General features: G+C 65.8%; 22 protein-coding genes. 7 read left to right on the forward strand and 15 right to left on the reverse strand.

Annotation, left to right across the window (positions count from 1 at the left end):
• Nucleotides 1-40: 40 nt before the first annotated feature.
• Together bpln_RS29040 and bpln_RS29045 are read left to right on the forward strand one after the other, a co-directional pair.
• Complete coding sequence (locus bpln_RS29040) at nucleotides 41-592, forward strand: hypothetical protein (RefSeq protein WP_055140757.1); 552 nt, start codon at nucleotides 41-43, stop codon at nucleotides 590-592.
• A 108-nt stretch (nucleotides 593-700) separates the two neighbouring features.
• On the forward strand, nucleotides 701-1,150 hold the full coding sequence (locus bpln_RS29045; protein ID WP_055140758.1) for a hypothetical protein: 450 nt from the start codon (nucleotides 701-703) through the stop codon (nucleotides 1,148-1,150).
• Nucleotides 1,151-1,175: 25 nt separating this feature from the next.
• On the opposite strand, the gene bpln_RS29050 is transcribed toward bpln_RS29045, so the two are convergent.
• From bpln_RS29050 to bpln_RS29075, 6 genes are all read right to left on the reverse strand, one after another.
• Nucleotides 1,176-2,201 (reverse strand): NADP-dependent oxidoreductase, encoded by a 1,026-nt coding sequence (locus bpln_RS29050; RefSeq protein ID WP_055140759.1) that lies wholly within the window; start codon nucleotides 2,199-2,201, stop codon nucleotides 1,176-1,178.
• A gap of 71 nt (nucleotides 2,202-2,272) precedes the next feature.
• Nucleotides 2,273-3,067: an SDR family oxidoreductase gene (locus tag bpln_RS29055; protein WP_042628598.1), complete on the reverse strand. Its 795-nt coding sequence runs from the start codon at nucleotides 3,065-3,067 to the stop codon at nucleotides 2,273-2,275.
• A 96-nt stretch (nucleotides 3,068-3,163) separates the two neighbouring features.
• On the reverse strand, nucleotides 3,164-3,934 hold the full coding sequence (locus tag bpln_RS29060; RefSeq protein WP_055140760.1) for an SDR family oxidoreductase: 771 nt from the start codon (nucleotides 3,932-3,934) through the stop codon (nucleotides 3,164-3,166).
• Nucleotides 3,935-4,050: 116 nt separating this feature from the next.
• Nucleotides 4,051-4,770 carry a histidine phosphatase family protein gene (locus tag bpln_RS29065; RefSeq protein ID WP_042628600.1) on the reverse strand — a complete coding sequence of 240 codons (720 nt, stop codon included), beginning with the start codon at nucleotides 4,768-4,770 and terminating at the stop codon, nucleotides 4,051-4,053.
• A complete protein-coding gene (locus tag bpln_RS29070) occupies nucleotides 4,767-5,840 on the reverse strand; it encodes a phosphotransferase family protein (protein ID WP_055140761.1) in 1,074 nt (357 codons plus the stop codon). Before bpln_RS29070 ends, bpln_RS29065 begins: the two co-directional genes overlap by 4 nt.
• Nucleotides 5,837-7,066 carry an acyl-CoA dehydrogenase family protein gene (locus bpln_RS29075; protein WP_055140762.1) on the reverse strand — a complete coding sequence of 410 codons (1,230 nt, stop codon included), beginning with the start codon at nucleotides 7,064-7,066 and terminating at the stop codon, nucleotides 5,837-5,839. Before bpln_RS29075 ends, bpln_RS29070 begins: the two co-directional genes overlap by 4 nt.
• A 138-nt stretch (nucleotides 7,067-7,204) precedes the next feature.
• On the opposite strand from bpln_RS29075, the gene bpln_RS29080 reads away from it, so the two are divergent.
• Nucleotides 7,205-8,134 (forward strand): LysR family transcriptional regulator, encoded by a 930-nt coding sequence (locus bpln_RS29080; protein WP_055140763.1) that lies wholly within the window; start codon nucleotides 7,205-7,207, stop codon nucleotides 8,132-8,134.
• An 82-nt stretch (nucleotides 8,135-8,216) separates the two neighbouring features.
• Entirely contained in the window at nucleotides 8,217-9,014 is a 798-nt protein-coding gene (locus bpln_RS29085) for an IS5 family transposase (protein ID WP_055140764.1), read from the forward strand.
• 230 nt (nucleotides 9,015-9,244) lie between these two features.
• Here bpln_RS29085 and bpln_RS29090 read toward each other — a convergent pair whose 3' ends face one another.
• The 7 genes from bpln_RS29090 to bpln_RS29120 all read right to left on the reverse strand — a co-directional run bounded on the left by bpln_RS29090 (nucleotide 9,245) and on the right by bpln_RS29120 (nucleotide 20,389).
• On the reverse strand, nucleotides 9,245-9,808 hold the full coding sequence (locus tag bpln_RS29090; RefSeq protein ID WP_055140765.1) for an imm11 family protein: 564 nt from the start codon (nucleotides 9,806-9,808) through the stop codon (nucleotides 9,245-9,247).
• A gap of 6 nt (nucleotides 9,809-9,814) precedes the next feature.
• Nucleotides 9,815-14,053, reverse strand: coding sequence for an RHS repeat-associated core domain-containing protein (locus tag bpln_RS29095; protein ID WP_055140766.1), 4,239 nt, complete (start codon nucleotides 14,051-14,053; stop codon nucleotides 9,815-9,817).
• Between the two features lie 21 nt (nucleotides 14,054-14,074).
• Nucleotides 14,075-14,533 carry a DUF1795 domain-containing protein gene (locus bpln_RS29100; protein ID WP_055140767.1) on the reverse strand — a complete coding sequence of 153 codons (459 nt, stop codon included), beginning with the start codon at nucleotides 14,531-14,533 and terminating at the stop codon, nucleotides 14,075-14,077.
• 51 nt (nucleotides 14,534-14,584) lie between these two features.
• Nucleotides 14,585-15,019 carry a hypothetical protein gene (locus tag bpln_RS29105; protein ID WP_042628607.1) on the reverse strand — a complete coding sequence of 145 codons (435 nt, stop codon included), beginning with the start codon at nucleotides 15,017-15,019 and terminating at the stop codon, nucleotides 14,585-14,587.
• Nucleotides 15,019-15,888 carry an ankyrin repeat domain-containing protein gene (locus bpln_RS29110; protein WP_055140768.1) on the reverse strand — a complete coding sequence of 290 codons (870 nt, stop codon included), beginning with the start codon at nucleotides 15,886-15,888 and terminating at the stop codon, nucleotides 15,019-15,021. Before bpln_RS29110 ends, bpln_RS29105 begins: the two co-directional genes overlap by 1 nt.
• Nucleotides 15,888-18,878: a type VI secretion system tip protein TssI/VgrG gene (locus tag bpln_RS29115; protein ID WP_055140769.1), complete on the reverse strand. Its 2,991-nt coding sequence runs from the start codon at nucleotides 18,876-18,878 to the stop codon at nucleotides 15,888-15,890. The genes bpln_RS29110 and bpln_RS29115 overlap by 1 nt, the downstream gene beginning before the upstream one ends.
• A gap of 509 nt (nucleotides 18,879-19,387) precedes the next feature.
• Nucleotides 19,388-20,389 (reverse strand): FtsZ/tubulin family protein, encoded by a 1,002-nt coding sequence (locus bpln_RS29120; protein WP_244132099.1) that lies wholly within the window; start codon nucleotides 20,387-20,389, stop codon nucleotides 19,388-19,390.
• Here bpln_RS29120 and bpln_RS29125 point away from each other — a divergent pair.
• Nucleotides 20,373-20,696 carry a helix-turn-helix transcriptional regulator gene (locus bpln_RS29125; RefSeq protein WP_226993704.1) on the forward strand — a complete coding sequence of 108 codons (324 nt, stop codon included), beginning with the start codon at nucleotides 20,373-20,375 and terminating at the stop codon, nucleotides 20,694-20,696. The genes bpln_RS29120 and bpln_RS29125 overlap by 17 nt on opposite strands.
• Before the next feature lie 386 nt (nucleotides 20,697-21,082).
• Here the strand turns inward: bpln_RS29125 and bpln_RS29130 are convergent, their stop codons facing one another.
• Nucleotides 21,083-22,111, reverse strand: a complete 1,029-nt coding sequence (locus tag bpln_RS29130; RefSeq protein WP_055140772.1) for an extracellular solute-binding protein — start codon at nucleotides 22,109-22,111, stop codon at nucleotides 21,083-21,085.
• Nucleotides 22,108-23,805 carry an ABC transporter permease subunit gene (locus bpln_RS29135; protein WP_158512086.1) on the reverse strand — a complete coding sequence of 566 codons (1,698 nt, stop codon included), beginning with the start codon at nucleotides 23,803-23,805 and terminating at the stop codon, nucleotides 22,108-22,110. The genes bpln_RS29130 and bpln_RS29135 overlap by 4 nt, the downstream gene beginning before the upstream one ends.
• Nucleotides 23,806-24,346: 541 nt before the next feature.
• Here bpln_RS29135 and bpln_RS29140 point away from each other — a divergent pair.
• A complete protein-coding gene (locus bpln_RS29140) occupies nucleotides 24,347-24,823 on the forward strand; it encodes a GNAT family N-acetyltransferase (RefSeq protein WP_055140774.1) in 477 nt (158 codons plus the stop codon).
• A 31-nt stretch (nucleotides 24,824-24,854) separates the two neighbouring features.
• Entirely contained in the window at nucleotides 24,855-25,850 is a 996-nt protein-coding gene (locus tag bpln_RS29145) for an AraC family transcriptional regulator ligand-binding domain-containing protein (RefSeq protein WP_226993705.1), read from the forward strand.
• The last annotated feature ends 285 nt before the right edge of the window (nucleotides 25,851-26,135 follow it).

Consider the following 26,135-nt stretch of genomic DNA (forward strand, 5'->3'; position numbering starts at 1 on the left):
ATCGATCGACCCGAACAAATATCGCCCCGGAGACAGCGGCATGAACCATCGCGTGTTGACCTATTGCCTGTTGGTCGACGTCGGCATTTTCGGCGTCGTGATCTGGCTCACGCTGCTGTGGGGCGTGCTGCCTGGCATGCGCGCGGCCCGGCAGTGGAGCGACGTCACCACGATCGCGGTGTTCGCCGCGGCCCACGGCGTGCTCGGCCTGGGTTTCAGCCTCGTCATCTACAAGAGCTTCATGCCGCTGCACCGCGCGCTCACGCGGCAGCGCGCGCGCCCGGTCGGCACCGGCAAGCTGCGGGCGCGCGGCGGGCGCCGCCTGCTCGCGTTCGCGCTGCTGGCCGTGCCGGCCGCCGCGGCCGCCTGTTTCGGCTACGATATCGTGCGCAACCTGGCCACCGGATCGATTTCGTTCTGCGGGGAGCACGGGCCCTGCGACGCGATCGTGCGCGCCAAGGCACCCGCGGCGTTCAACGGCGCGATCGCGCTCGAAGGCTTTTTCGCGGTGTTCATGCTGTCGATCGTCGTGATCTGCGCGGCCATGATCCTCGATGGTCGAAAGCGGGCTATCGCAATGGCACGCGCGTGATGCGCCGCGGGGCTGCACCGATGAATCAGGCCCGGTGCACCGAGCCCGACGAGTTCGACCCGATGAACCGGGACCGGTGACGCGCGCGCCGGTCCGAACCGGAACGACATGACACGCTTTTTCCCCGCCGCGCTCGCGGCCCTCGCCGTCACGGCGGCCACGCTGTTCCCGCCGGCCGCATCGGCCCAGACGAGCGCGCCCGGCCCGTTCGCGGCACCGTGCGGCAGCCTGCAATTCCAGCGCGTGGAGCACGACTTCGTGGCCAGTTGCGGCGGCGCGCCGTTCGATCGCTTCGGCGCGGACGCGCTCGTCCACTTCGACGATCCCTCGGACGGCGCCGACGGCGTCACGCGCCTGCTGGTGCAGACCGACGCCGGCCCGGTGCTCTACGACCTGCGTCACCGTCCGCCGCTGGTGCAGCGCGCGGGCCGGCGCCTGGCCGTGCGGCGCGTGTTCTGGCAAGGCGACGAGGTGGTGATGCAAGGCCCGCAGGGCTGGTTCCGGCTGCAGCACGGCACGCTGACGAGGCTGCAGTCGTCCACCACGGTCTATCACTGATCCAGCACGGCGGCGCCGCCGCGCGTCACCCTCGGGCGTCCCGGGCCACGCGCAGCACGAGCTTGCCGCGATGGCTGCCGTCGAACAGCCGGTTCAGCACCTCCGGCGCGTTCTCGAGCCCCTCGGCCACGGTTTCCTCGGCCTTCAGGCGGCCGTCGCGCAGCCAGCCCGCCAGTTGCTGCACGGCCTCGCGGTTCTTGCGGTAGTCGAGGATCAGGAAGCCGCGCATGGTCAGCCGCTTCGAGATCAGCACGCCGAAATCGTCGCTGGCCCGGCCGCCGTTGTTGTAGTTCGAGATCACGCCGCACAGCGCCACGCGCCCGCCGATCACCATGCGCGACAGCACCGCGCGCATCACCTCGCCGCCCACGTTCTCGAAGTTCACATGGACGCCGTCGGGCGTCGCGGCCTTCAGCGCGGCCTTCCAGTCGGGCGCCTTGTAGTCGACGGCCGCGTCGAAGCCGAGCGTTTCGGTCAGGTAGCGGCACTTCTCCTCGCCGCCGGCGATCCCCACCACGCGCGCGCCGTGGATCTTGCCGATCTGCCCGGCGATCGAGCCCACCGAGCCCGCCGCCGCCGACACCACCAGCGTCTCGCCCGGCTGCACCGGCGCGATCTCGGTCAGCCCGTAGTAGGCGGTCAGCCCGCTCATGCCGCACGCGCCGAGCAGCGTCGGCAGCGGCAGCCCCGATTCGGCCGGCAGCTTCAGCAGCTTCGGCACTTCGTCGGCCGCGACGTGCGCGTAGTCCTGCCAGCCCACCAGGCCCTGCACCAGGTCGCCCACCGCGAACTTATCGCTGCGCGAGGCGCTCACGCGGCCGATGCCGAGCGCGCGCATGGTCTCGCCGATCGCCACCGGCGGCAGGTACTGCGGAATGTCGCTCATCCAGACGCGGTTGGTCGGGTCCATCGACAGGTACAGCACCTGGACCAGCACCTCGCCCTCGCCCAGCTCGGGCAGCGGCGTCTCGACCAGCGAGAAATGTTCGGCGCCCACGCGCGCGTCGGGGCGCGCCTTCAGGCGCAACTGGCGGTTCACGGTTTCGGACATGCTGGCTCCTCGGAGTTCACTGGAATGCGGATGGGATCGGCGCGCGGCGCGCGCTGCACGGCGGGCCTGCCTCACATCGCGCACAGCCCGCCGTCGATCACGAGTTCGGCGCCCGTCACGTAGCGGCTCTCGTCGCTGGCCAGATAGAGCGCGGCGTAGGCCACGTCGTCGGGCTCGCCGAGGCGCCCCATCGGCACGCCGCGCACCAGCCGGCGCGTGGCGTCGCGCTCGCCGAGCTGCTGGAAGAACGGCTCGACGATGCCGGTGCGGATGAACGACGGATGCAGCGAATTGCAGCGCACGCCGGTCTGCTTGCGCGCGCAGTCGACGGCGATCGACTTGGTCAGCGAGGCCACCGCCGCCTTCGACGCGTTGTAGGCCGTGTACTCGGGCTCGTGCTTGAACGCGGCCACCGACGACACGTTGATGATCGAGGCCGGCTGGCTCTCGCGCAGGAACGGCAGCGCGTGGCGCACGCCGAGGATGATGCTCTCGACGTTGATGTCCATCACGCGCCGCCATTCCTTCTGCTCGATCTGCTCGACGCTGCCGATCGAACCCACCCCGGCGTTGTTGACGAGTACCGACAGCCCGCCCATCGCGGCGTGGGCCTCGGCCACCAGCACCTGCCAGCGCGCGTCGTCGCGCACGTCCTGCTCGGCGGCCCAGGCCACGCGCACGCCGGCCGCGTCGTTGAGTTCGGCCGCGAGCGCGGCGAGCGCCTCCTGGCGCGCGGCCACGTCGGTCACGAACACCTTCGCGCCGTGCTCGGCCATGCGCCGCGCCATCGCGTTGCCGAGGCCGCCCGTCGCGCCGGTGATGAACGCGCATTTGCCCGCGAGCCGCGGCGTTCCGATCGTCGTCATCCCTGCTCCTCCCGATTCGATTGCGTTGTCGATTCCGTCATCGATTGCGTTGTCGTCGCTTGCGTCGTCATTTGCATCGCGCGCCGCGCGTCGCCACTATACCGACAGATAGCCGCCGTCGACGTTGAGCACGGCGCCCGTGGTGTAGCTCGACGCGGCCGAGGCGAGAAACAGGATCGCGCCGGCCATCTCGGAGGGCTGCGCCACGCGCCGCATCGGCACGTGAGCGAGCACGCGTTCGAGCAGCGCCGGCGTGCGGGTCAGCGCCGAGGCGAACTTCGTGTCGGTCAGCCCCGGCAGCAGCGCGTTGCAGCGCACGCCGCCCGCCGCGCATTCGATCGCGAACGCCTTCGTCATCGAGATCACCGCGGCCTTCGTGATCGAGTAGATGCCCTGCTGGTCGCCGGGGATCACGCCGTTCACCGAGGCCACGTTGACGATCGCCCCGCCGCCGTTCGCGGTCATCCGGCGCGCGCCGTGCGTCGACATGAAGAAGTAGCCGCGAATGTTGACGTCGACGGTCTTCTGGAACGCGTCGACGCCGGTGTCGACGATCGGGCCGTAGTACGGATTCGCGGCGGCATTGTTGACGAGCACGTCGAGCCGGCCGTGGCGCGCGTCGATGCCGGCGTAGAGCGCCTCGATCTGCTCCAGTTCGCCGATATGGCAGGCGGCGGCCTCGGCCGAGCCGCCGTCGGCCGTGATCGCCTCGGCCACGCGCCGGCAGTCGTCGAGGCGCCGGCTCGCGACGATCACGTGCGCGCCGAACGCGGCGAGCAGGCGCGCGGCTTCCTCGCCGATGCCTCGGCTCGCGCCGCTGACGAGCGCGATCCTGCCGCTCAGGTCGAACAGATTGGGGGCTGTCATCGTGTCGAATCCCGTGGTGAACAAATGGAGAAACTCGCGCGGCGGCACCGGCATGCCGCCGCGCCGGCATGCGTGGATCCGGCTCGGCGCGGCGGCCGTCGGCATCGCTCGCGTGCTCACCGGTGCGTGACGAGCGCGGCGTCGGCCGCCGCGTCGAGATGCGGCCACGCGTTGTAGGTGACCAGCAGCGCGCCGCGCCGCCCGGCCCGGATGCGCGACACGCTGGTGTTGACGAGTGGCCAGGCAAGATCGAAGGTGCGCGCGGGATCGGCGCCGAGCAGCGCCGCGACGATCACCGCGATCGGGCCGCCCGACGAGACCACCCAGGTCTCGCCGCTCTCGCCACGCCCGCCTCCGCGCTCGCCGGCGTCGCGCACGATCGCCTCCCAGGCCGCGTGGACGTTCGCGCGAAACGCGGGCCAGGCGAGCGCGTAGTCGCCATCGGCCGCGCCCGAGGTCCAGCGCGCCACGGCGCCCGCGAACAGCGCCTGGAACGCGCGGCGCGGGTCGGCCGCGCGCGCGAGTTCGGCCAGCAGCGCCTCGCGCGCGGCCAGCTCGGGCCGGTGGCGCGCGATCAGTTCGTCGGAGTCGAGTTCGTCGAGGCCGGGCAGCACGCGCAGCGGCGCGTCGGTGCAGCCGGCCGCGGCGGCGCAGAGCGTGGCGGTCTGCGCATGGCGGCGCAGCGTGCCGGTGACGATCGCGGCGGGCCACGCGCCGCGCGCGGCCATCCAGGCGCCGAGCTTGGCGGCCTGCGCCTCGCCGCGCGGCGAGAGGCGGTCGTAGTCGGCCGCCTCGAAGCTGGCCTGCGCGTGGCGGATCAGGACGATCTCGCTCATGCGCCTGCCCCGCCCTGTTCGATGCGCGCGCGGCAGCGCCGGGTCAGGTAGCGCACCGCGTCGCCGAAGCCCGCGAACGCCGGGTTGGTGGTCTGCCCGTGGACGTAGCGTCGGTAGATCTGCTGGATGATGCCCATCAGGCGGAACAGCCCGAACACCTCGTAGAACGCGAAGCCGCTCACGTCGAGGCCGGTGCGCGCGCCGTAGTACGCCACCACCTCGGCGCGCGTCAGCATGCCCGGCGCGTGGGTGGGCTGGCGCCGCATCGCGCGGAACGGCGCCTCGTCGTCGGCCTGCACCCAGTACGCGAGCGAGCCGCCGAGATCCATCAGCGGATCGCCGAGCGTGGCCATCTCCCAGTCGAGCACGCCCACGATCCGCAGCGGGTCGGCCGGATCGAGCACCACGTTGTCGAGGCGGTAGTCGTTGTGGATCACGCAGCGCCGGCCGTCGCGCGGCTGGTTCGCGTCGAGCCAGCCCGTCACGTCCTCGCAGGCGTCGGTGCCGTCGGTCAGCGCGCGCTGCCAGCGTTCGCGCCAGCCGGCCACCTGCCGCGCCACGTAGCCCTCGCCGCGGCCGAACGCGGCCAGCGCCGGCGCCGTGGCGTCCACCGCGTGCAGCTCGACGAGCCCGTCGACGAAGCGTTCGCAGAGGCGCCGCGCGCCCGTCGCGTCGAGCCCGAGTTCGGGCGGCAGGTCGCGGCGCAGGATCACGCCGGCGATGCGCTCCATCACGTAGAACTCGGTGCCGAGCACGGCCGTGTCGTCACAGCGCGCGACGATCGCCGGCACGCGCGGGTACGCGGGCTTCAGCGCCGCCATCACGGCCGCCTCGCGCAGCATGTCGTGCGCGGAGCCGGCCTTCGCGCCGGCGGGCGGGCGGCGCAGCACGAGTTCGCGGTCCGGATAGGCGATCAGGTAGGTCAGGTTCGAGGCGCCGCCATGGAACTGGCGAATTGCCGGCTCACCGGCCAGGCCGGGCAGCCGCGCCTTCAGGAACGCGTCGAGTCGCGCGGCGTCGAGCCGGTCCTCGTCGCGCACCTCGCGCGCGGCGTCGAGCGGCGCGCTCATTGCGCCGCTCCGGCCAGCTGGCGCTTCATCTCGAGCTTCGCCACCACGCCGCGATGCACCTCGTCCGGCCCGTCGGCCAGCCGCAGCACGCGCGCGTAGGCATACAGCAGCGTCAGCGGCACGTCGTCGGACACGCCGGCGCCGCCGTGGATCTGGATCGCCGCGTCGGCGGCCTGCTGCGCGACGGCCGGCACGGCCACCTTGATCTGCGAGATCAGGCTCAGCGCGGCCTTCACGCCTTGCGTGTCGATGGTCCAGGCGGCCTTCAGCGTCAGCAGCCGCGCCTGGTCGATGGCGATGCGCAGGTTCGCGACGATGTCGGCGTTGCCGCCGAGCGCCGCGAGCGGCTTGCCGAACGCGTGGCGCCCGGCGGCGCGCGTGCAGAGCAGCGTCAGCGCGCGTTCCGCGGCGCCGAGCGCGCGCATGCAGTGGTGGATGCGGCCCGGGCCGAGCCGCCCCTGCGCGATCTCGAAGCCGCGGCCCGGCCCGAGGATCACGTTCGCGGCCGGCACGCGCACCTGCTCGAAACGCACCTCGCCGTGGCCCGACGGCTCGTCATAGTGATGGAAGGCCGGCAGCATCCGCTCGATCGTCACGCCGCGCGCGTCGAGCGGGCAGATCACCATCGTATGGCGCCGATGCGGTTCGGCCTGCGCGTCGGTCAGGCCCATGAAGATCACGAAGCGCGCGTGCGGATGGCCGATCCCGGTGGACCACCACTTGCGCCCGTTCAGCACGATCCCGTCGCCGTCGAGCGTGGCGGTGGCCTGCATGTTGGTGGCATCCGACGAGGCGACGTCCGGCTCGGTCATGCAGAACGCCGAACGGATCTCGCCCGCCAGCAGCGGCGCGAGCCAGTCGCGCCGCTGCTGCTCGCTGCCGTAGCGCGCCAGCACTTCCATGTTGCCGGTGTCGGGCGCGCTGCAGTTGAACACCTCGGGCGCGATGAACGAGTGGCCCATGATCTCGGCGAGCGGCGCGTATTCGGCGTTGGTGAGGCCCGCGCCGCCGAGTTCGGTCTCCGGCAGGAACAGGTTCCAGAGGCCGGCCGCGCGCGCCTTCTGCTTGAGCGCCTCCATCACGGCCGGCTGGCGCCAGCGCCGCCAGTCGGCGCCGCCCGTCAGCTCGGCCGCGTAGCGGGCCTCGGCGGGCACGATCTCGTCGCGCATGAAGCGGGTCAGGCGATCGGCGAGTGCCTGGCTGCGGGCGGTGGGCGTGAAGTCCATGGTGTCGATCCGGATGAGGTACGCGCCAGCCTACGCCGATTGATCCGATCGATGAAATGAATGTTCTTCATGTCGGGTCATCAGTGGAAGTAATATGCAGGATCGTCTCTTTTCGCGGCCTTCGCGAGCCGTCCACCCGTGCCCTCCGACCTGCGTCTCGACCTGAACCTGTTCCGCGTGCTCGACGCGATCTACGTCCACGGCGGCATCAGTGCAGCCGCACGCGCGCTGCATCTGACGCAGCCGGCCGTCACGCACGCGCTGAACCGGCTGCGCAGCCACTTCGGCGATCCGCTGTTCGTGCGCCAGGGCAACCGCGTCACGCCCACCGAGCGCACGCGCGCCGTGATCGCCGACGTGCAGCGCCACCTGAAGGGCCTGCAGGCCGCCGTCCACGCGCAGGCCAGCTTCGTGCCGGCCACCGTCGAGCAGCGCTTCGTGGTGGGGGTGCGCGACGTGCTCGAATCGATCGCGCTGCCGCAGCTGGTCGAGCGGCTCGCGCAGGAGGCGCCGCGCGTCACGCTGGTGAGCCGGCGCGTGGCGCTGGCCGACGTGGGCCGCGAACTCGCCAGCGGCCAGCTCGACCTGGCGGTCGAGCGGCGCGTGCCGACCGGCCCGCACGTGGTGCGCGACGAGCTGGCCGACGACGCGCTGGTGGTGGTGCTGCGCCGCGATCATCCGCTCGCGGCCGGGCCGCTGCGCCGCGCCGACTATTTCGCGGCGCGCCACGTGAGCGTCTCGCCGCTCGGCGAGCCGAACTCGCTCGACGTGCTGCTGGCCGCCGACGGCAAGTTCCGGCGCATCCAGCTGACCTGCCAGCACTACTTCGCCGCCTGCCAGATCGCGGCGGCCGGCGACCTGCTGCTCACGCTGCCGCGCTCCTACGCGCTGCGGATGACGGGGCTGCTGCCGATCGTCGTCAAGCCGGTGCCGCTGCGCGTGAAGCCCTACGCGATCCATGCCTACTGGCACGAATCGCGCGACGCGGACCGCATGCATCGCTGGTTTCGCGAGCGCGTGGCCGCGATCGTGCGCGAGGCGGCGCGCGGCGACGACGGCCTGCCCTGACTCCGTCCCGAGTCTGGCCTGGCGCACGCGCGTGCCTTAGAGCGTGTTATGCAATTTTCTAGCTGACCTTGGTCGAAGCTGGATGGAAAAACGCCGCGCTTACCCAAGCGATGTAACGGATGAAGAATGGGGCTTCGTGGCGCCCTATCTGACCTTGATGAAAGAGAACGCCCCGCAGCGGCAATACGAACTGCGAGAGCTGTACAACGCGCTGCGCTGGCTGGCCCGCGCAGGCGCGCCGCGGCGGTTGCTGCCAACCAATTTCCCGCCGTGGGAAGCCGTTTATCAGCAAACACAGCGATGGCTTCGCGCCGGGTGTTTTGAAGCGATGACCGACGATCTGCGCTCGATCATTCGCGTCGCGCAAGCGCGTCAGGGCCAGCCCAGCGCGGTCATTCTCGATGGGAGAACGCTTCAGTCCACATGCGAAAGCGGTCAGCGCGCAGGATACGACGGCTACAAACGCAAGCGTGGCAGCAAAACGCATATCGCTGTCGACACATTGGGACATCTGCTGGCCGTCTACATCACGCCAGCCGACGAGCAAGAGTGGGCCAAGGTTCAGGAACTGGCGCAACAAGTCCAGCAAGCCACGGGCAACACGGTAAAACTCGCTTTCGCGGACCAAGGCTACACCGGCAAGGATGCGGCATCGGCCGTGAGCGCCGAAGGCATCGAGTTGCAGATCGTCAAACTACCCGAAGCGAAGAAAGGCTTTGTGCTTTTGCCACGACGCTGGGTGGTCGAGCGCAGCTTCGGCTGGCTCAATCGCTTTCGCAGGCTGGCGCGTGATTACGAGCGTCTGCCTGAAACGCTGGCCGGCTTGCACTTCGTCGTCTTTGTCTCGTTGATGCTCGCTCGCGCTACTCAGTATTTTTGAAAGTGCATAACACGCTCTAGGGTTCCCGAAGTCGTCGAACAGGTAGCGATTCGAGGCGGGCCATACCTTCGAATCGGGCACCTTGCAGAACACCAGGTAGACGGTCAACAACTCGGAGGACGTGATCAAGCGCTGCCGCCCCTCGTCCAGCCCGGCTCGCCGTGTTTATCGAACGCAGCCTCGATCAAGGCCATGCCGCCTCGTGGCCTTGAGAAGCGGAAATGAAACACCTAACTTTCAGAAGAAATTGATACCACTTCTCCGAAATCGAACCCCTTCAGCTTGCTTTCCTCAACGAGGCCTTTGAATTTTTCGGAGACAAATACTGTCGCGGGGCTTTCCTTCAGCCTGAATATATCGACATCCCGAACCTGATGTTCCAAAAGAACAATTTTATTGAAAATCGTGGCTTGAGGATAGACCTTGTATTTGGACTTCTCCATGTCGACGGCGCCCTCAAGCGCTCTGGTCACGTGAAAACCCAGCATGTCTTCCGCTGGCGTCTCGACCGGCAGCACTTCTCCTGCCCCTTGAAGCAGCGGGCTCAATGCGTCGAAAGATTTCTTGCTGAATACAAGAAATGGCGACAGCAGGGTGTGAATATCACTGTTTTTCTTTCGTCGGGGAGAACCCCATGAAAGCTCGACGGGCTTGTACTCCTCCCCGAACGCTCGTCCACACCGGGCAGTTGCACGTATGGCTATGCTCGTGTCGTACGCAACTTCGCCCTCGCTGTCGACCTGCACCAGCGCCTGATATGCATCGTCCTGCCTCAAACCATATACAGTAGTCATACGCACTCACAATTCAGAAAGAACGGACTTCCATGGCATATCCCTGGAGGCATTTTGCAACGTCTCCCTTATAGTTTGAAGCTGATCAAGAACGGCTTGTTTGCCGCCCAAGTCGGCATTCTGAATAAGTTGGTTGACCTTTTGGAAGTAAGTATTTGGATGCTTGCCATTGTGCAATATCCCCGCGAGATCGTCGGAATTGTTTCGATTCGGCAAGAACACGCCATTCAATTCGGAATCTACATCAATGCCATATTTTGAGAGAATGGCGCGAGCCGGCGCAGCTTCTTTCGAAGTATCTCCCACGATATGGTGTGCTGCCGAGTTTGCCGGGCGCGTGACGCCCGATTTCTCCATATTGTTGCTCAATTTGACCGAACACCAACCCCACGGATCGATCCATCGTTGGGCGTTGCGGCCGTAGGCGTATAAATTCTCCCCGCCGTACAACCCGATCGGGTCCTGACCGACAAACCGCCCGACATCCGGATCATAAAACCGGAATGTGTTGTAGTGCAGCCCCGTGCTTTCGTCGGCGTACTGCCCAGCGAATCGCAGCGGTTGCTCTGTCCGCGCGGTCGGCAGCAGGCCCGCATCCGTCTCGACCCTGCCCCAGGCATTGTAGCGCCCGGCCCAGGCGAGCTCACCCGCCTCGTCCGTCATCTCGAGTGGCGCGCCTACCAGGTCGGTATGGAAGTGATAGATCCGGGCCGGCCGCCGCGCCTGCTCGATGGCGGCGGCGGCCATCGCCTCGGCCAGCATGGCATCGACCCGCGCCGCAGGCGTGTAAGGCGCATCCGGGCTGTACACGTAGCTGCTCACGCCGGTGTCGCGCACCTCCTGCGCGAGCCGCAGCCCTTCCCATACGAACCGCTTCGTTTCCTCGCGCAGCGTTACGCCGCGCACGTCGAGCGTCGTATCGGTCTTGGCGATGCGCCGCCCGAGCGGATCGTAGGCGAAACGCGTCTCCACCACCCCACGCGCGCCCTGCGTGCGCACGGCCACGAGCCGATCCTGCCCGTCGTACGTGAACTGCTGGCGCTGATTCGCGCCGCGCAGCTTGGTCGCGAGATTGCCGAACGCGTCGTAGTCGAAGCGCAGGTTCTGCCACATGCGCAGCCGGTTGCCCTCGACATAGCCGCGGCTGCTGCGTTGCGCATCGTCGAGCAGGTTGCCGGCGGCGTCCCAGGCGAACGATTCGAGCTGCCGGTCGGCGGTGTTGACGCGCTGCGTCAGATAGCCGGCCGGATCGTAGCTGAACTGCGTGCTGCCGCGCAGGCTGTCGTGGCTCTCGGCCAGTTCGCCGGCGGCGTCGTAGCCATAGTTGCGCCACAGCTGGCCTTGCCCCCGCGCAAGCGCGTCGGGCCGGAAGCCGGACGATTGCCAGATCTTGCGGCCCAGCAGGTCATAGGCGGTGCGCTCGGTCAGGCGGCCCTGCGTGCGCGTCAACTCGCGATGCAGGTCGTCGCGCTCGAAATCGCTGACGACCTGGTCGCCGTGGCGAATCTGGTGCACGTGCCCCGAGCCGTAGCGCAGCATCTGCAGCGTCTGCTCGTGTGGCAAGGCGAGCTTCATCACGTGGTCGAGCCCGTCGAGCGTGTATCGGACGCTGCCGTTCGCGCCGTGTTCGGCGGTCAGCCGCCCGGCCTTGTCGTATTCGAACGTCAGCGTGTCGGGCGCGATGCCGAGCGCCAGCCCGGCCGCGGTCGGCACGCTCGCGACTTCGAGCAGGCGGCCGCCGGTGTCGCGCGCGTAGCGCGTCACCTCGGTAGGCGTGTGCTGCACGCACAGGTTGCCCATCCGGTCGCGTTCGAAGCGGATCGTGCGCACCGGGCGATCGTTTGGAGCGCGATCCTCGGCCGTACCGACGATCTCGAGCGCCACCAGATCGCCGGCCTCGCCGTATTCGAAGCGGCGCAGCACGCCGTCGGGCCGCGTTTCGCTGGTGAGCCGCCCGCCTGCGCTGTATGCGAACGCGTAGCGCGCGTGCCCCTGTTGCAGCTCGCGCAGGCGCCCCTCGGCGTCATAGTGGTAGCGGGTTCGCCGCCCGGCCGGATCGACCGCCTCGACGAGTTGCCCGCGCGCATTGCGCAGCAACGTCTGCGTCCGGCCGCCCAGCCCGATGTGCCGGATCATCAGCCCGGCGGCGTCGTATTCGTAGCTTTCGGAACTGCCGTCGGGATAGGTGACCCGGCGCGCCTCGCCGGTCGGGCGCAGGTCGAACGACACGCGGTGCCCGAGCGCGTTCTCGCGCGCGAGCGGCAGGCCGAATGCATCGAAAAAATTGCGCGTGGTCTTGCCCGAGCAATCGGTGTAGGCCACCAGCTCGCCGAGCCGGTTCCACTCGAACGTCTTGCGCCCGCCCAGCGCATCGACATGCGCCACCGGCAGCGCGCTCAGTGCCTTCGGATATTCGTAGCGATTCTCCCGGTCGAGCGGATCACGGGTGGCCAGCAGCCGGCCCTGCCGGTCGTATTCGGCGTGCCAGGCGCTGCCGTCGGGCAAGATGATTTCGACGGGCCGCATGCTGTTGCCGTCGTAGCGCGTTTTCGTGGTGCGACCGAGGGGATCGGTTTCGGCAACGATGCGGCCGGCGTCGTCGTACTCGAACATCACGGTTCGTTCGCCGGGCAGCGTCAGCATCACGGGCATGCCGGCATCGTTGTACTTGAGCCCGTAGCGACGGCCGTCGAAATCGAGGTACTCGACGATCTGGAATTGCGCGTCGTAGCGCCATTGCGCGTGGCGGCCGTCGGCATGCCGCACATGGGTGCGGCGGCCTTCGATGTCGTACTCGAACGCCCAGGCCTCGCCCTCGCTGGTGTGGGTGGCGACCACTCGCGGCGTGCCGTCGATGGCCTTCCACGTATAGCCCGACGTGAAACCGAGCGCGTTCGAATGGCTCGTCATGCGCCCGTCGGCATAGGTGAAGCGGCGCACTACCGCGCCGTTCGCGTCGGTCACGGAGGCCATCTGGCCGTTTTCGTCATAGCCGTAGGCCACGACGAGGCGGCGCTGATCGCCGCTGACGAGCGACACCTCGGCGAGCCGCTCGTGCGCCGGCTCGTAATCGAGCACGGCCAGCAAGCCGCCGCAGGTCTGGATTTCACGCACGCGGCCACGGCTGTCGCGCTCGAACTGGCACCACTGGCCGGCCTGATCCTCGATCCGGCGCACCCAGCCGATGCGGCCCGAGCCCGGCTCGTAGCGGCCGAAGTCGTAATAGGTTTCGCCGACGTCGTGCAGGATGTAGCGGCCATCCGGCGTGCAGGTCAGATAGCGCTGATCGGCCTCGCTGAACGCGGCCTGACCCGGCTTCAGGATCGGGAAGCCGGCCTCGCGGCCCTGCGCGTCGGTGTACCAGAGCCGACCGTCACGCGCGTGCAGCCGCAGTTCCCACGGCAGCACCCAGCCGCGCCCAAGCGTGCCGACGTAATCGAGGTCGCTCGAATAGAAGCGCCGGATCGCCACCGGCATCGGGCTGGGCACGACGTAATCGGTTTCCGATTCGGCCGGGAGGATCTTGCGCCCAGTGGTGACGTCTACCGGGTTGCCGAACATCCCGCCGATCGCGCTGTTGATGGCCGGGCCGATCACGTAGCGGCTCGCCGCCTCGCCGAGCACGTAGCCGCCGATGAACTTCGCGGCGCACGGCATCACCGCGCGCGATAGCCCGCCCGCTTCCTTGAGCAGGCCCCCGAGCCCGCCCACCAGCCCCGCCAGCGCGAACGCCCAGTCGGTGGCGGTGCGCAGCCACGGCGGCACTTCATCGTCGATCGGCAGGCAGGTCTGGGTGCCGCCGTGGAAGTAGGTGTCGTGCGAGCCGTCCGAGATGGCCGCGCCGCAGGTGATCTTGTCGTCCTTGCGCGCGGCCGGCTTGCCGTTGATGAAGATGTTGGTGGAACCCTGCGCGACGAGCGGCGTCGGGTTGTGCTTGCTGCACGTCACGCTGCTGAGCGTGGCGTAGGCGGCCTGCTTGCCGTTCACGTAGACGTTCGGCGAGCCGAGCGTGATCGCGCCGGATTGCGAACTGAACATCTTCCCGATCGATTCCCCTAACGACAACAGCACCTGCGCGCCGATGCCGGCGGCCATGCCGGCCAGCAGCGCCACGCCGAAGCCGCAGGTGAAGGTGGCGAACGCCACGGCAGCGATCAGGGCGATGCCAAGGACGGCGCCCACCAGGAAGCCGGCAAGCGCGCTGGTGTGCTCGATCGGATCGGTGACGCGGGCCGCTTCGTACACGATACGTCTCCTTCGGCCCGGTCAGGCCTGGGCCGGCGCATCCGGCCGATAGCCGTCGAGCCAGTCGCGCCAGAACGCGTCGTAGGTGTCGCCGAAGCTCCTCCCGCTCGACGCCGTGAAGATCAGCACGCGCCCCGGCGCGACGACGAACGCCGCTTGCCGCTGGAACACGGTTTTCGCGCCGTTGCGGTAGGCGGTGTCGATCCGTTCGCCGGCGATGCCGCCGTCTTCCGCGCCAAGCCGCTCGGCCGCGCGCGCGATCAGGCGATAGCCCTGCAGCCGCGATTTGAGCAACCCGCTCTGGCGATTGACGTAGGCGTCGAGCGCTTCGCCGTCCTTCAGCCAGTCACGCGCGACGCTGAGGTTCGGCTGCGCGGCCAGATCGGCCGGCACGAAGAGATTGGTGGTCCGATCCTCGAAACCGGCCGGCAGCGCGATGCTGCCTTCGTGGATGCGGATACGGTTGTCGGAATCCGTCATGCAAGCTGCCCATGTCAGAAAAATCGAATGCGTCAAAGGCCCGCGTGGCACTCAACGCGTCGCGGCGGCGCTCCGGCGCAGGCGCAGGCTGCCCAGCAGCAACGCCGCCAGCGCCAGCAGCCACACGTAAAAACCGATCCCGAGGCCGGCGATCGGCGTCGCACTGGCCTCGTTGAAATACCAGTCCTTCGTGAAGAACGAACACAGCGCGCACGCCAGCGCGGCGCCGCCGAACGCCGCGGCTCGGCCGTCGCGGCGCCGCGCGAACTGCACGGCCGCGAACAGGTAGAGCGGGTTGGCCAGCCACGCCGGATTGAGCGTCAGCAGACCAAACCAGCCCTGCCCGAGCAGCGCCAGTCCGCTCAGCGCCGGCTCCTTGTCGAAATACATCGCCGGCAGCAGCAGCGACAGCAGATAGCCGACCACCGACGCGCCGAGCACCGCGCGCCGGCCAACGGCCGGCAGCGCCTCGATCGGATCGGCCATCAGTCCGCCTGACCGGCCGGCGTCACGACCTTCTCGCCGCGCGCGCGCATGGCCGCGCGCTGGGCCTTCGGATCGAGCGGCGGCCACGGCGCGCCGGCCGCAACGATCTTGCGGCGGATCTGCTCGATGCGCGCGGCGGCCGGCGAATCCGGCGTGGCGTGATTCTTCAGTTCGTTCTGCAATACCCAGCCGTACGACACACCCAGTTCGCTGGCGACTTTCGGATCGGCGCCGTGCGCAAGCAGGTAATCGACGGTGTCCCACTGCTGGATCATCGTCGCCTGGAACAGCGCCGTCTTGCCGAGCGAATCGCGCGCGTTGACGTTTGCCTTGTGTTCGATCAGCACCTTGAGTTGCGGCAGCAGCTTGTTCTCGGCCACCTCGAACAGCATCGGCGTGTCGCCGTTATAGAGCCAGTTCGGATCCAGGCCGCCGTCCAGCAGCAGGCGCAGCAGGTTCGGCGTATCGGCGCGCAGCGAGAGCTCGGCGACCGACCCGCCGTCGGGGCCGAGGCTCGCCTTCGGATCGGCGCCGTTCTTCAGCAGCACCGAGATGATCTGGTAGCGCGGGCTGGACGCGTCGTTCTTGACCGGCACGATTTCCTGCACGGCATACGACAGCAGCGTGGCGTGCTTCGCGCCGGGCGTGTTCAGATCCGTCTTCGGCGCGAGCTGCTGCACGCTGCCGAGGTTGCCGTCGTGAATGGCCTGGGCCAGCGTGAGCTGCTGCCCCGAAAAGAATTCTTCCGGCGCATAGCGTTTGAAGCCAGTCATGGTGATCCCTTGCGCTTGAGTGGGCCAGCCGAGCGGCAGCGCCGCGCCGATCAGCGCGGCGACGGTGCCGGCGGCGATTGCATTCTTGTATCGCATCAGTTCGATGAGTTCAGATGGGAGGCGAGATTCAGTTCGTCCTTGGAAACCTGCTCACCCAGGCCGTTCGACACCTCGCCCATCAAATGGCGGCCGACGGTGGTCACGCTGGTCCCGTCGAGCGTCACCGGGGTGCCGACCGCCTTCGGCATCAGCGTGGCCGTGGCGTCGCTGATCGGGCCGAGGCGGCCTTCCTGCATGCCCGTCAGGATATCGCCGTCGACGCGGTAGGCGGTGATGTTGCTCGCCTGCGCGGCGCCGCCATATTGCGCGACCGTGCCCGGATCGAGCCCCGCCGCGTTGAACGTGATGGCAGACGAGCCGCTGGCTTCCGAGGCCGCCGAGGCCAGCCCGCCGCCGAGCGAGTGGCCCGTTAAATCGACGCCCGACGCTGCGCCCGAAGCCTGAAGGTCCTTGCCGATCGTGACGGCATTGCGGTAGTACGGCGAATCGTCGCCGAGGCCCTGCGCGAGGTTGTTGCTCATGTCCTCGCCGAACAATTGCTGCGTGCCCTTGAACGCGATGGCCGGCTTCATGGTGTCGCCGAACACGGCCGGATCGGGCGCGTACATCTGCGCGCCGAAGTTGCTGCCGGGCTTCTGCAGGTCGCTCGGCTTGAGGCCGTAGGCCTTGAGCGCCTCGGGATCGTTGCCGATCGCCTTCCAGCCGGTGGGCGGCGGATCGTTCGGGTGATAGACGTGATCGGCCAGCTTGGCGAGCTGCTGCGCCTTGAGTGACTGGGCCAGCTTCGAGGCCGCCGCGCGCGTGGCCGGGTCCGAGCTGGCGAGGCCCTGAGCGATCATGGCCTGCGCGGCGGCCCACTGCAGCGCCAGCGCCTGCTCGGGCGTCTGCACGCTGCCCTGGTTCAGGTGGATGACCGGGCCGTCGAGATAGATACCGTTCGCGTTGATCAGGATCGTCGACGGGCCGTGGCTCAGCTTGATGCTGTCGGGCGTCATCGTCACGACGCTTTCGCCCACGCGGTGCTCGATGCCGTCACTGGCCTGGTGGCTCTGCATGCCGGGGCCGGCCTTGCTGGCGATCGCCTTGGTATTGATGACGTTCGCCGAGGTGTCGCGGGTCAGCGCGATCGTCTCGGTCATGCCGCCTTCGAGGATCCGCTTGGATTCGCTGCCCTTGAGCAGCGAGACGGTGCGCGGGCCGGCCTCGACGGTATGCGTCTCGGCGTCCTTGATGACCGTGTTCATGTCCTTCTGGGCGTGCAGGAACACTTCCTGGCTGCCGTTCACGTCGGAGAAGCGCAGTTCGTTCGAACCTTCGCCCTTGTGCGTCTGGCTCTTGATGCCCATCGTCTGGCCAGCCGCGCCGTGGTACGGGTTGCCCTGTTCGCCGTTGAACACGCGGCCGACGATCACCGGGTTGTCCGGGTCGCCCTGATTGAACGCCACCAGCACTTCCTGGCCGATCCGCGGAATCGCGGCCGCGCCCCAGCCAGCGCCGGCCCATGGCTGCGACACCCGGATCCACATCGAATCGGAGCCATCGAGCTTGCCGCGCCGGTCCCACAGGAAATGCAGCTTCACGCAACTGCCGTTGGTATGGATCTGCTCGCCCTTCGGGCCCACCACGATGGCCGATTGCGTGCCCTGGATCAGCGGCTTGGGCGTGACGCGCCGCGCGCGGTAGGAGACTTTCTGCGGCAGCAGCACGAAGCTGTTGCGGTACGGCAGCTTGGCCGCGTGCGCGGTGTAGTCGTTGACCGCCTCGTGGCGCACCTGCAGGATCACGTAGGCCTGATTGTCGGCGGCCACCGGGTGGCCCGTCACGCTAACGCTGCCGGCCGTGGTCATGCGCCATGCGTAGCCCTGGCCCGTGTAGCGCTGTCCCTCCGCCTCCTCGGCCTCGATGGCCTGGAGCGCATAGCGGTCGCCGTCCGCGGCGTGATCGTAGAGCGATTGATGTTCGAAACGCTCGGTCGTGGCGAGCCGCGCGTATTTGAGCGTCGATTCGACTTCCACCATCATCAGCGGCGACGACGGCGTCTGATGGTTGAAGTCGCGATAGACGATCTTGCCGACGCCGAAATGGCCGCCCTGGTTGAGCTGGTCGATGCCGTTGTATTCGCTCGACGCGCTGTCGGCGTAAGGCACGCTGACCAGCCCCTCGATCGGGCGGAACATGGCGTTGCCGTCGCCGATCACGAGGAGGTGCCTGTCCTTCTCGTAACGGTGCGTCCAGATCAGCCCTTCCTGCTCCATCAGCCGGGCGCAGAAGTTGTAATAGGACTCCTGGTACATCACCACATATTCGAGCGGCTTTTGCTCGGAATGGATGTCGAACGCGAAATCGCTGAAGCCGTGATCGGCAAACACGGTCGACAGGATGGCTTGCGCCGTCTGCTCCTGGAAGATCCGGCAATCGGTCGAGCGCGTCAGGAACCAGAACCACGGCACCACCGACATGTGGTACTGGGTCACGCTGCCCGGATTGCCGACGCGGTCGAACGACGCCACGAAGCCGTCGAAATACCGCGTCTCGTCGCCGCTCACGGCGGTGGCGGCGGCCAGCAGCGATTGCCGGGATTGCGGGTCGAACCTGAGCCGGACCTGCTGGCCGATCAGGTCGGCCGGCTTCAGATCGTTGCGGTGCGAGAGCAGATCGAGGTGCATCTCGGGTAGCCGGTTGACGTGCTCGTCAACCACCGCCACGCTCACCAGCAGCACGTCCTCGCCGAGCGGCGTGTCGAGCGTGACGTAGCGGTTCATCTGCGTGAGCTTCGCCGTGCTGCCCACTGCCTGATTGATCGAATCGGCAATCGCGGCCGGGGGCCGCTGCAACAGCGAGAAGCCCGTCTGCGCCAATTGCGCAGCGCGCTGCACGGTATCGACGTGACCGGCAAGCGCGGCCACCGGGCCGACCTGGCTAGCGATATGGGTGGCAAGCGAACCCGCCAGTCCGCCAAGTCCCGCCGGTGCTCCCTGCGGGCTCGCAAAGCTGGACAGGACGCCGCCTGGCGACGCCGTACTCATGTCTTTCCTTCTTCTCAGGTTCTGCCCCGTAGGACCCTTCTCTGCATGGCACCGAAACTTTAGGGGAAAAACGAAAGAAACGGTAAACGTTGAATTGATGATTCAATCGATTCGGCAATTTTGACTTGATGCCAATTGAGTGGCGGATTATCTCGGTACGATTTTCCGCGCAGCAGCCGATAAAATCCTCATGGTCTCAACGAGATTGATTTCGAGGCAGTCGATAATCTCCGCGCGATGACACGCTGCGACGCAACATCGGATTAATGGACTATCAGCACCATTAACAGCAATCGACGAAAGCCGCGTTGTCGGCGGCCTCTCCGTGCAGATTTTTCGCCGGCGCCACAATATCCGCCGCGCCCGAGCAGCTTCCTCGTATGACACCCGCCTTCTGCCAAAAACCGACGATGTTGAGTCTTCGTTAGGATCGACGCTTCTGCTGATCCACAGCATTCCCGAGGGCATTGTCAAATTGCAATGCGGAAACGCACCGCGCAGCCGGATCTCTATATTGCCGCGACGACAGTCACACGCACGAGACCTCCCATTCGGTCGTCGTAGTGAGACGCAAGGACCGCTTCCGTGTCGCCGCGAGTCCGAGCATGGACCTGATAGAGGACCGACGCGACCTCCCCTAGCCTAAGCGTCTCCGCACCGCTGACGATCACCAAAATGCCTGAAGCCGTGCTCAACGACATTTCGCTGGTCGCCTCGATGGCGTCGCTTGTCGCTTGGAAAATGCGCTCCGGACCGGCAGCGAAGCCGGCGCCCAGGACGCCGCGGCGGCCGGCCTTGAACACCCCCCTCACGTCCCAAAACTCGCTGCCGGCGGGCATGGCAACCTTGCGGCGCCCCGTTGGGTCGCCCCCAGTCGCGGTCCGGTAAATCTGAAGAAGGGAGTCGAGAACGCTAAGGTGAGGGAATTCGGGAGTGACGACGATGGCATCGACCACGGCTGCGAGACCGGCAGTCGCGCTCTGGACTGTCTCCCGGTCTGCGGCCGCTCCGTGCATCACGATCGCAACGGTGCGCAAGCCAATCGCCCGTCTGGCGGCGCCAACATTCTCCCCGAGTTGAAGCGCGCGGGGCTCGCCGGACGCGATGAGCAAGAACACAAGATCTCGCTGCGACTCCAGATCCGGCCCGGGCTGGGCTCGCCGAAGCGTTGCATTGGAGAGCGTGTCGGCATCGCGCTCGCCGTTCGACTGCGCGATGGCGCGCGAGCTCGCGTGCCTGGCCAGCGCCCGAGCGAACGCGGCGCCAATGCGGCCGACGCCCACCAGATCGCTCACCGGTCGATATGAATCGGATCTGCCGTTCGGCTCCGCCGATACGGCGCCGTCCTGCACCGGCTTTCCCGCGTTCTCATCGCATGCTGACATCGTCATATCCTCGAAGCGCACCGGGTGCGCGCAATGCAAGGTTAAATTAACAAATAATGAATGGTTCATATTATGGATTTTGTACGGTTCGCAATGCATGCTCTCGAGCATGAACGCATCTGCCAAAACCCCAACTTTCGAGCGCAACCCAATCACCCAGGCCGTCGGCCGGCGGTTGAAGGAAGTGCGCCTGCAGGCCGGCAAGAGCCAGGAGGACCTGGCTCACGAGGCGTCCGTCTCCAGGGTTGCGATCAGCGCAGTCGAATCCGGCGCTGCCAACACAACGGTCTTGACGCTCGCCGCGTTGTGCCGGCCGCTTGGGATATCGCTTTCGGAACTATTCGCTCCCTTGACCATGCCGCTCGACGCCCAAGAACCGAGGCGAGTCAACGCTGCCAAGCCGCCTAAAATCGGACGGTCGCGCCTCCGTTAGCAGCCCAGATCAGGGCAAACAGACGGCAGCGTGTGGCAGGGACGCTCCGTCCCGACGCTTCGCGCCCTCTCCTTGCGTGTTTGCGCGGCCGCGCGCCGACCACCGACTGCGCTTCGCAGCCGCGACAATATGCATTCCTAAAAATAAGAATCTCCGAGCACGTCGTGATGTCGCTTTCCGTGTTCCGAGCATTGAATAAAAAACGCGATCGGCGCGAGCGCAAACCGCGAGGCCGCCTGCAACGAGGCACGAGAAAAGTGCAGGCGGAGAAAAGCTGCGAGCCTTACGGAAGCTCGCGAATTGGGTGATTTTTCAAAACCGTCTGCCGACTGTATTGCCCTGAGGAAGGCGCAATACAGCCGCAGAAATCTCGCGATCCAGAATGCCTAGTTAGACTTGAGCATTTCCCATACTTTGTTTCGCAACTTAATCGCTTGAACCGAGCACGCCTTATAAGGCTTCAACCGCGATTTCAGATTCTCTGGTGTCGCGAATGCCGGATTCGACAGAAGCGATTTATCAACAAAACGCTCGGACCCGACAATCTCGTTTCCATACATGTATGTGTTGGAAACAACCGCTATGTTCTCCGGCCGCATCATCCAATTGACGAAGGTGTAGGCCGAGTCGAGATTCTTCGCCTTCGCCGGGATGAGCAAGCTGTCCATGAACAGCCGGACGCCTTCGCGCGGGTAGACGAACTTGACCGATGGCAGCGCCTTTTCGGCACGCACCGCGGCGCCGTTCCAGATCTGCTGGACGATGACCTGCTTCGATGCCATCCGATCGACCGGGCCGTCATTGCTATAGAGCTTGACCGCGGGCTTCTGCTGTTTGAGCACTGCGAGCACCCGCTTCGCGTCCTCTGGGCTCTCCGTACATTCGTCCTGCCCCAGGAACCAGCTCGCGGCCATGTAAAGCTCCTCCTGGACATCGAGGTCGGCCACCTCCCCTCGCAAGCTCGCGGGCGGGTTGAAGAACGGTCCCCAGGAATCGTCGAGGTGGCCGCCCGGGACACGTGCACTGTCATAGGCATAGCCGGTCAGTACGATCGTATAGGGCATGGCATAGTCGCGATTCTTGTCGAACGAAGGATGTTGATACTCCGGCCGGATGTTCGAGGCGTTCGGCAGCTTGGCCTTATCCAGCCGTGTCAGCAGCCCGTCCTTGGCCAGGATCGGAACGTAGTAGTCGCCGGCGACCACTACGTCATAGGTTCCGCCACCGGCCTGCAGCTTCGTCAGCAGGCTTGCGTCGCTGTCGTAGGTGTCGAGGGTCGTCTTGATCCCCGTTTCCTTCTGGAACTTTTGAAGCAACGCCGGGGGGAAATAGTCCGGCCAATTGCCAATGTGCAGCTCTGCGGCCTGCAGAGGGAGCGAGATCGCGATCAGCGTCGCCAGCAGTGTCGTTTTCACAGTCGGCCTCCTGCGAACGTTTCCCAGTTCGGACCGAATGTCTCCGCACGGCGAGTTGCTTCGCCTCCCGGGATCTTGACCTGCGCGAGCCAGTATCCGGCCGCGACGATACCGCATGTCGCGATCGCCAGAAGCGTGGACGCGGCGTTGATTTCCGTTGTCATCTCGAGCTTAAGCATGCTGTAAATGTAAGTAGGCAGCGTGGTTCCCCCCACGCCGGACAAAAAATACGACGTCACGAAGTCATCGAGCGAAGTGATGAAGGACAGCATTACCGCGGACGCGATGCCCGGTGCGACACACGGCACCACGATGCGAGCCAGCACCTGGAACGGCGAGGCACCTAGGCCCTTGGCGGCATCCAATACCGCGTCATCGATAGCATCCATACTGGCTCGAATCGGGATGAAGGCTACGGGTAGGCAGAAGACCACGTGCGCGAACAGGACCACGCCGAATCCAAGGTCGATCGACAGCGCGGCGAAGCCAAGCAGTGTCGACACGGCCAGGACAATTTCCGGCGCCACCAGCGGAACGTGGATCAGCGCGCTCAATGCAGACGCTCTCGCTCCTTGGGTGGCTTTCGAGCGAATCGCCCACGCAGCCGACAATGCCAAGACAACCGTGATCAGCGAGGTGAGGACCGCGAGCTGAATCGAGTTCCACGTGGCGCTTTGCAGCGCCGAGTTCGACATCAAATCCCGATACGCGCGCAGCGAAAACCCCGTCCAGATCAGCGCCGACTTGCCGAGATTGAAGCTCATGACCACCACCGCGACGATCGGCAGATAGAGAAACAGCAGCGCTGCCGCACCCACCAGCCCGGCGCCGCGAAACTTGGTCGGCACGCCCAGCTCACCCGATCCCGGGCCGCCTGGACGGCGAGAGCGCGCTGCCCAAGCAACCAGCAGCGAGAATGCCAGGACGACAATCGCGAGTGCAGCGCCCTTGGGCCAATCTCGGTTGGGGCCGAAGGCCAGCTGGATGAGGTTGCCGACCATCATCGATTTCGCACCGCCCAGCAAATCCGACACGACATACGACCCGAAGGCCGGGATAAAGGTTAGGCCGATGCCGGCTCGAATGCCCGGCATACTGGCGGGCACCACCAGTCGAGTCAGCACGGCCCACTTCGATGCGCCAAGACTGGTTCCGGCGTCTACCGTCTCCCAGTCCAGGCGCCGCAACACCGAGTAGATCGGGAAAATCATGAAGGGGATGAACACGTTGGTGAGGCCAAGTACCGTCGCCCAATCGGTATAGAGGATGCCTAATGCGCCCTCGACGCCGAGCCCGTTCAGGAGCCGATTCACGAGCCCGTGGTCCGCGATCAGCAGCATCCAGCCATAACACCGCACGACAAGGCTCACCAGGAACGGCACGATCAGTAGCAACAGGCAAAGCCGTTGATATCGCGTCCGCAAACCCACGACCCAGAGTGCGGTCGGAAACGCGACGAGCAGGCAGGTCGCGGAGGTCAGCACCGCGAACCAGACCGACCGGGCGAATATCCGTGCATATCCCGCCTGCCAAACCCACTTGCCATCGAAATCCTGGTCGAACAGCAAGCGGGCGTAGGCCGACCACGAGTGCGCGTGCCAGTCGACCCCACCGAAATCGAGCGGCAGGCACGACGACACGAATCCAATGATCGCGATCGGGTATAGCACGCCCGTACCGAGTACGAGCCACACTGCGGTCCTTCCCATAGGAAATCGAATCTCTCCGTTCGATCAAAACCGAATGCCATTTCGGCAGTTCTTTTCGTTATTGTGTCGACGACCCGAATACACGAATACACGAATACACGAATACACGAATACACGAAGGCATTCTTAGCGAACGGCCTTCACACTTCAACCATGCAGCCTAGACAAATTACGCCAAGGCTTCTGCTGTCTGCCGGCGGCCCGCCGTGCCAGTTGCAGCGTGCTCTTGACTGGACTATCTCCTACCGGGAAACAAAAGTCGGAAATATCAGACAATCAGTACGTATTCGGCGACTTTGTCCACCTATCAAAATAAACAATCTCGCCATTTATTTGCATTCGGCACACGATGACCGGCCCCGCGCCCGCGATTTTTCCACACTTCATTTTGATATCCGCTTGGGCGACTACACATTTCGCGCCAATTAAGATAATCTTATCTCGAACAGGCGCAAAAATATCTCCTTAAATCATCACTGAAACTAAGGTGATATTGTCATTTTCCACAGGTAAACCTGACGCATTTATGGCAAATCTCGACACCGAAAACTTCTTGATCCGGCGAATCGTTCCAAGCGACATCGGCGACTACTACGACATTCGATTCTCGGTCACTGAAAACCGCATCCACCCTCACCAGATACACCTGCTGCAGCGCGAGGTCGTCTTGGAGAACATCAACACTTCAGGCGGGGCAATTTGCGTCGATCGACATTCAGGTGTTGCGGCAGGCGCAATGATGATTCTGATTACCTCGAAGCCGATGATATCAGCGCTCTTCGTTCGCCCGGTATACCAGGGTCTGGGGATCGGCAAGGCATTGCTGGACCGCGCGATCGAAATGAGCCGCGCAGCGGGAGTGGACGTCCTTACGCTCGTCACGGATCCGGGCTCCCGAGCCGACACGTTCTATCAACGGCAGGGATGGACGCGGGGCGGCCTGGACGAGTACGGCACCCAGGTCATCTTCACCAAACGCATCTTGGACGGGCGCGATGACTAGGCGGCCGACTCTCGGGGCCGACCTTGCTAGCGTGCGACCCGCGCCGCTTCACACGGCCATCATCGCGATCCGGCTCCTCCAAAAGCGCGGTGTCCCGGTCTCGGATCTCATTGCGGAGAGCGGCATCACGGAAAGCGACCTGAGCCGGCCGGACATGATCATTTCGCACGAGCAAGAGATGATCGTCTTCGCGAATGCGCAGCGGCTCACCGGGACGGAAATCACCGGCGCGCTGATCGGCAAGGCAATACCGATCACGGCGTACGGCGTGCGCGGCCACGCCATGCTCGTCGCCCCGACTCTCCGCGCGGCCATGAGCCTTGGTTTTTCGTACCCCCTGTTGGCAATCTCCTACTTCAAGATTTCGTTTCATGAGATTGGAAGCGATGCGGTCTTCCTGCTGGACGGCTATGCCTACCGTCAGGACCTCAGGGTATTTTCGTCCTTGATGTGCCTCGCCGCGGTGCAGCGGGAGATACTCGACTCCACCCGAGCTCCGGTGGAGTTCATCCGCGCTGAGTTCGACTTTCCACAACCGGACGATCACGAGGAATTGACGCGGATTCTGGGCTGCCCGATCGTGTTCAATGCCCAGTCCACCTCGCTGTCGATTCCCAAGCATTACCTCGACACCGAGCTCCCCTTTCATCACGAGATCGAATTCGAAATTGCCCGGGGGGAGTGTGCCAGGCAGGAACCGATGATGGCGACCTGGCAGCCGGAGCATATCGTTACCCGGGCGCTGCAAACGCTCCATCGTCTCGATGGGCGACTCGACGCTCACGGACTCGCCGCGGAGCTGAACATGTCCCTGCGGTCAATGCAAAGAGAACTCGGCCACGCAGGCCTCAGCTTCCGAACGCTGCTCGACCAAGTGCGGCTCGCGCGCGCACTGGATCCGCTGTTTCAATCGGGGAAGTTTGGCCCGGAGGCTCACTCCAAGATGTTCGGCTACTCGACCAAGTTCGCGTTCGAGCGCGCCAAGGATCGGTGGACCGCGAAGAGCAAAAGCAAGATCAGTGGCTAGCCGCCTTTCGATCAGTTGTCCTCCCGATTTTTTACCGAGATTTCCTGCTCGGGGCAGTCCTCTTTGGCCTGACCTAACGCGCGGCCTCGACGACATCGCGCACTTTGTCTTCGGCTCATCGCATCAGGCGTGCCCCCGCAGTCGCCACCCCAAGTCGACCCGCTCTCGGCCGGCGGCCATCCATTGTGGCTTGACGGGCTGCATGCTTCCCGATCCCGTTGAACCTGCTCGACGCATTCGGCCGCTGTGCGCTCGCTGACACGGTGCGAGCAGACGAAAAAACCC

Source organism: Burkholderia plantarii, from assembly GCF_001411805.1.
In the GTDB taxonomy this organism is placed as follows: Bacteria; Pseudomonadota; Gammaproteobacteria; order Burkholderiales; family Burkholderiaceae; genus Burkholderia; species Burkholderia plantarii.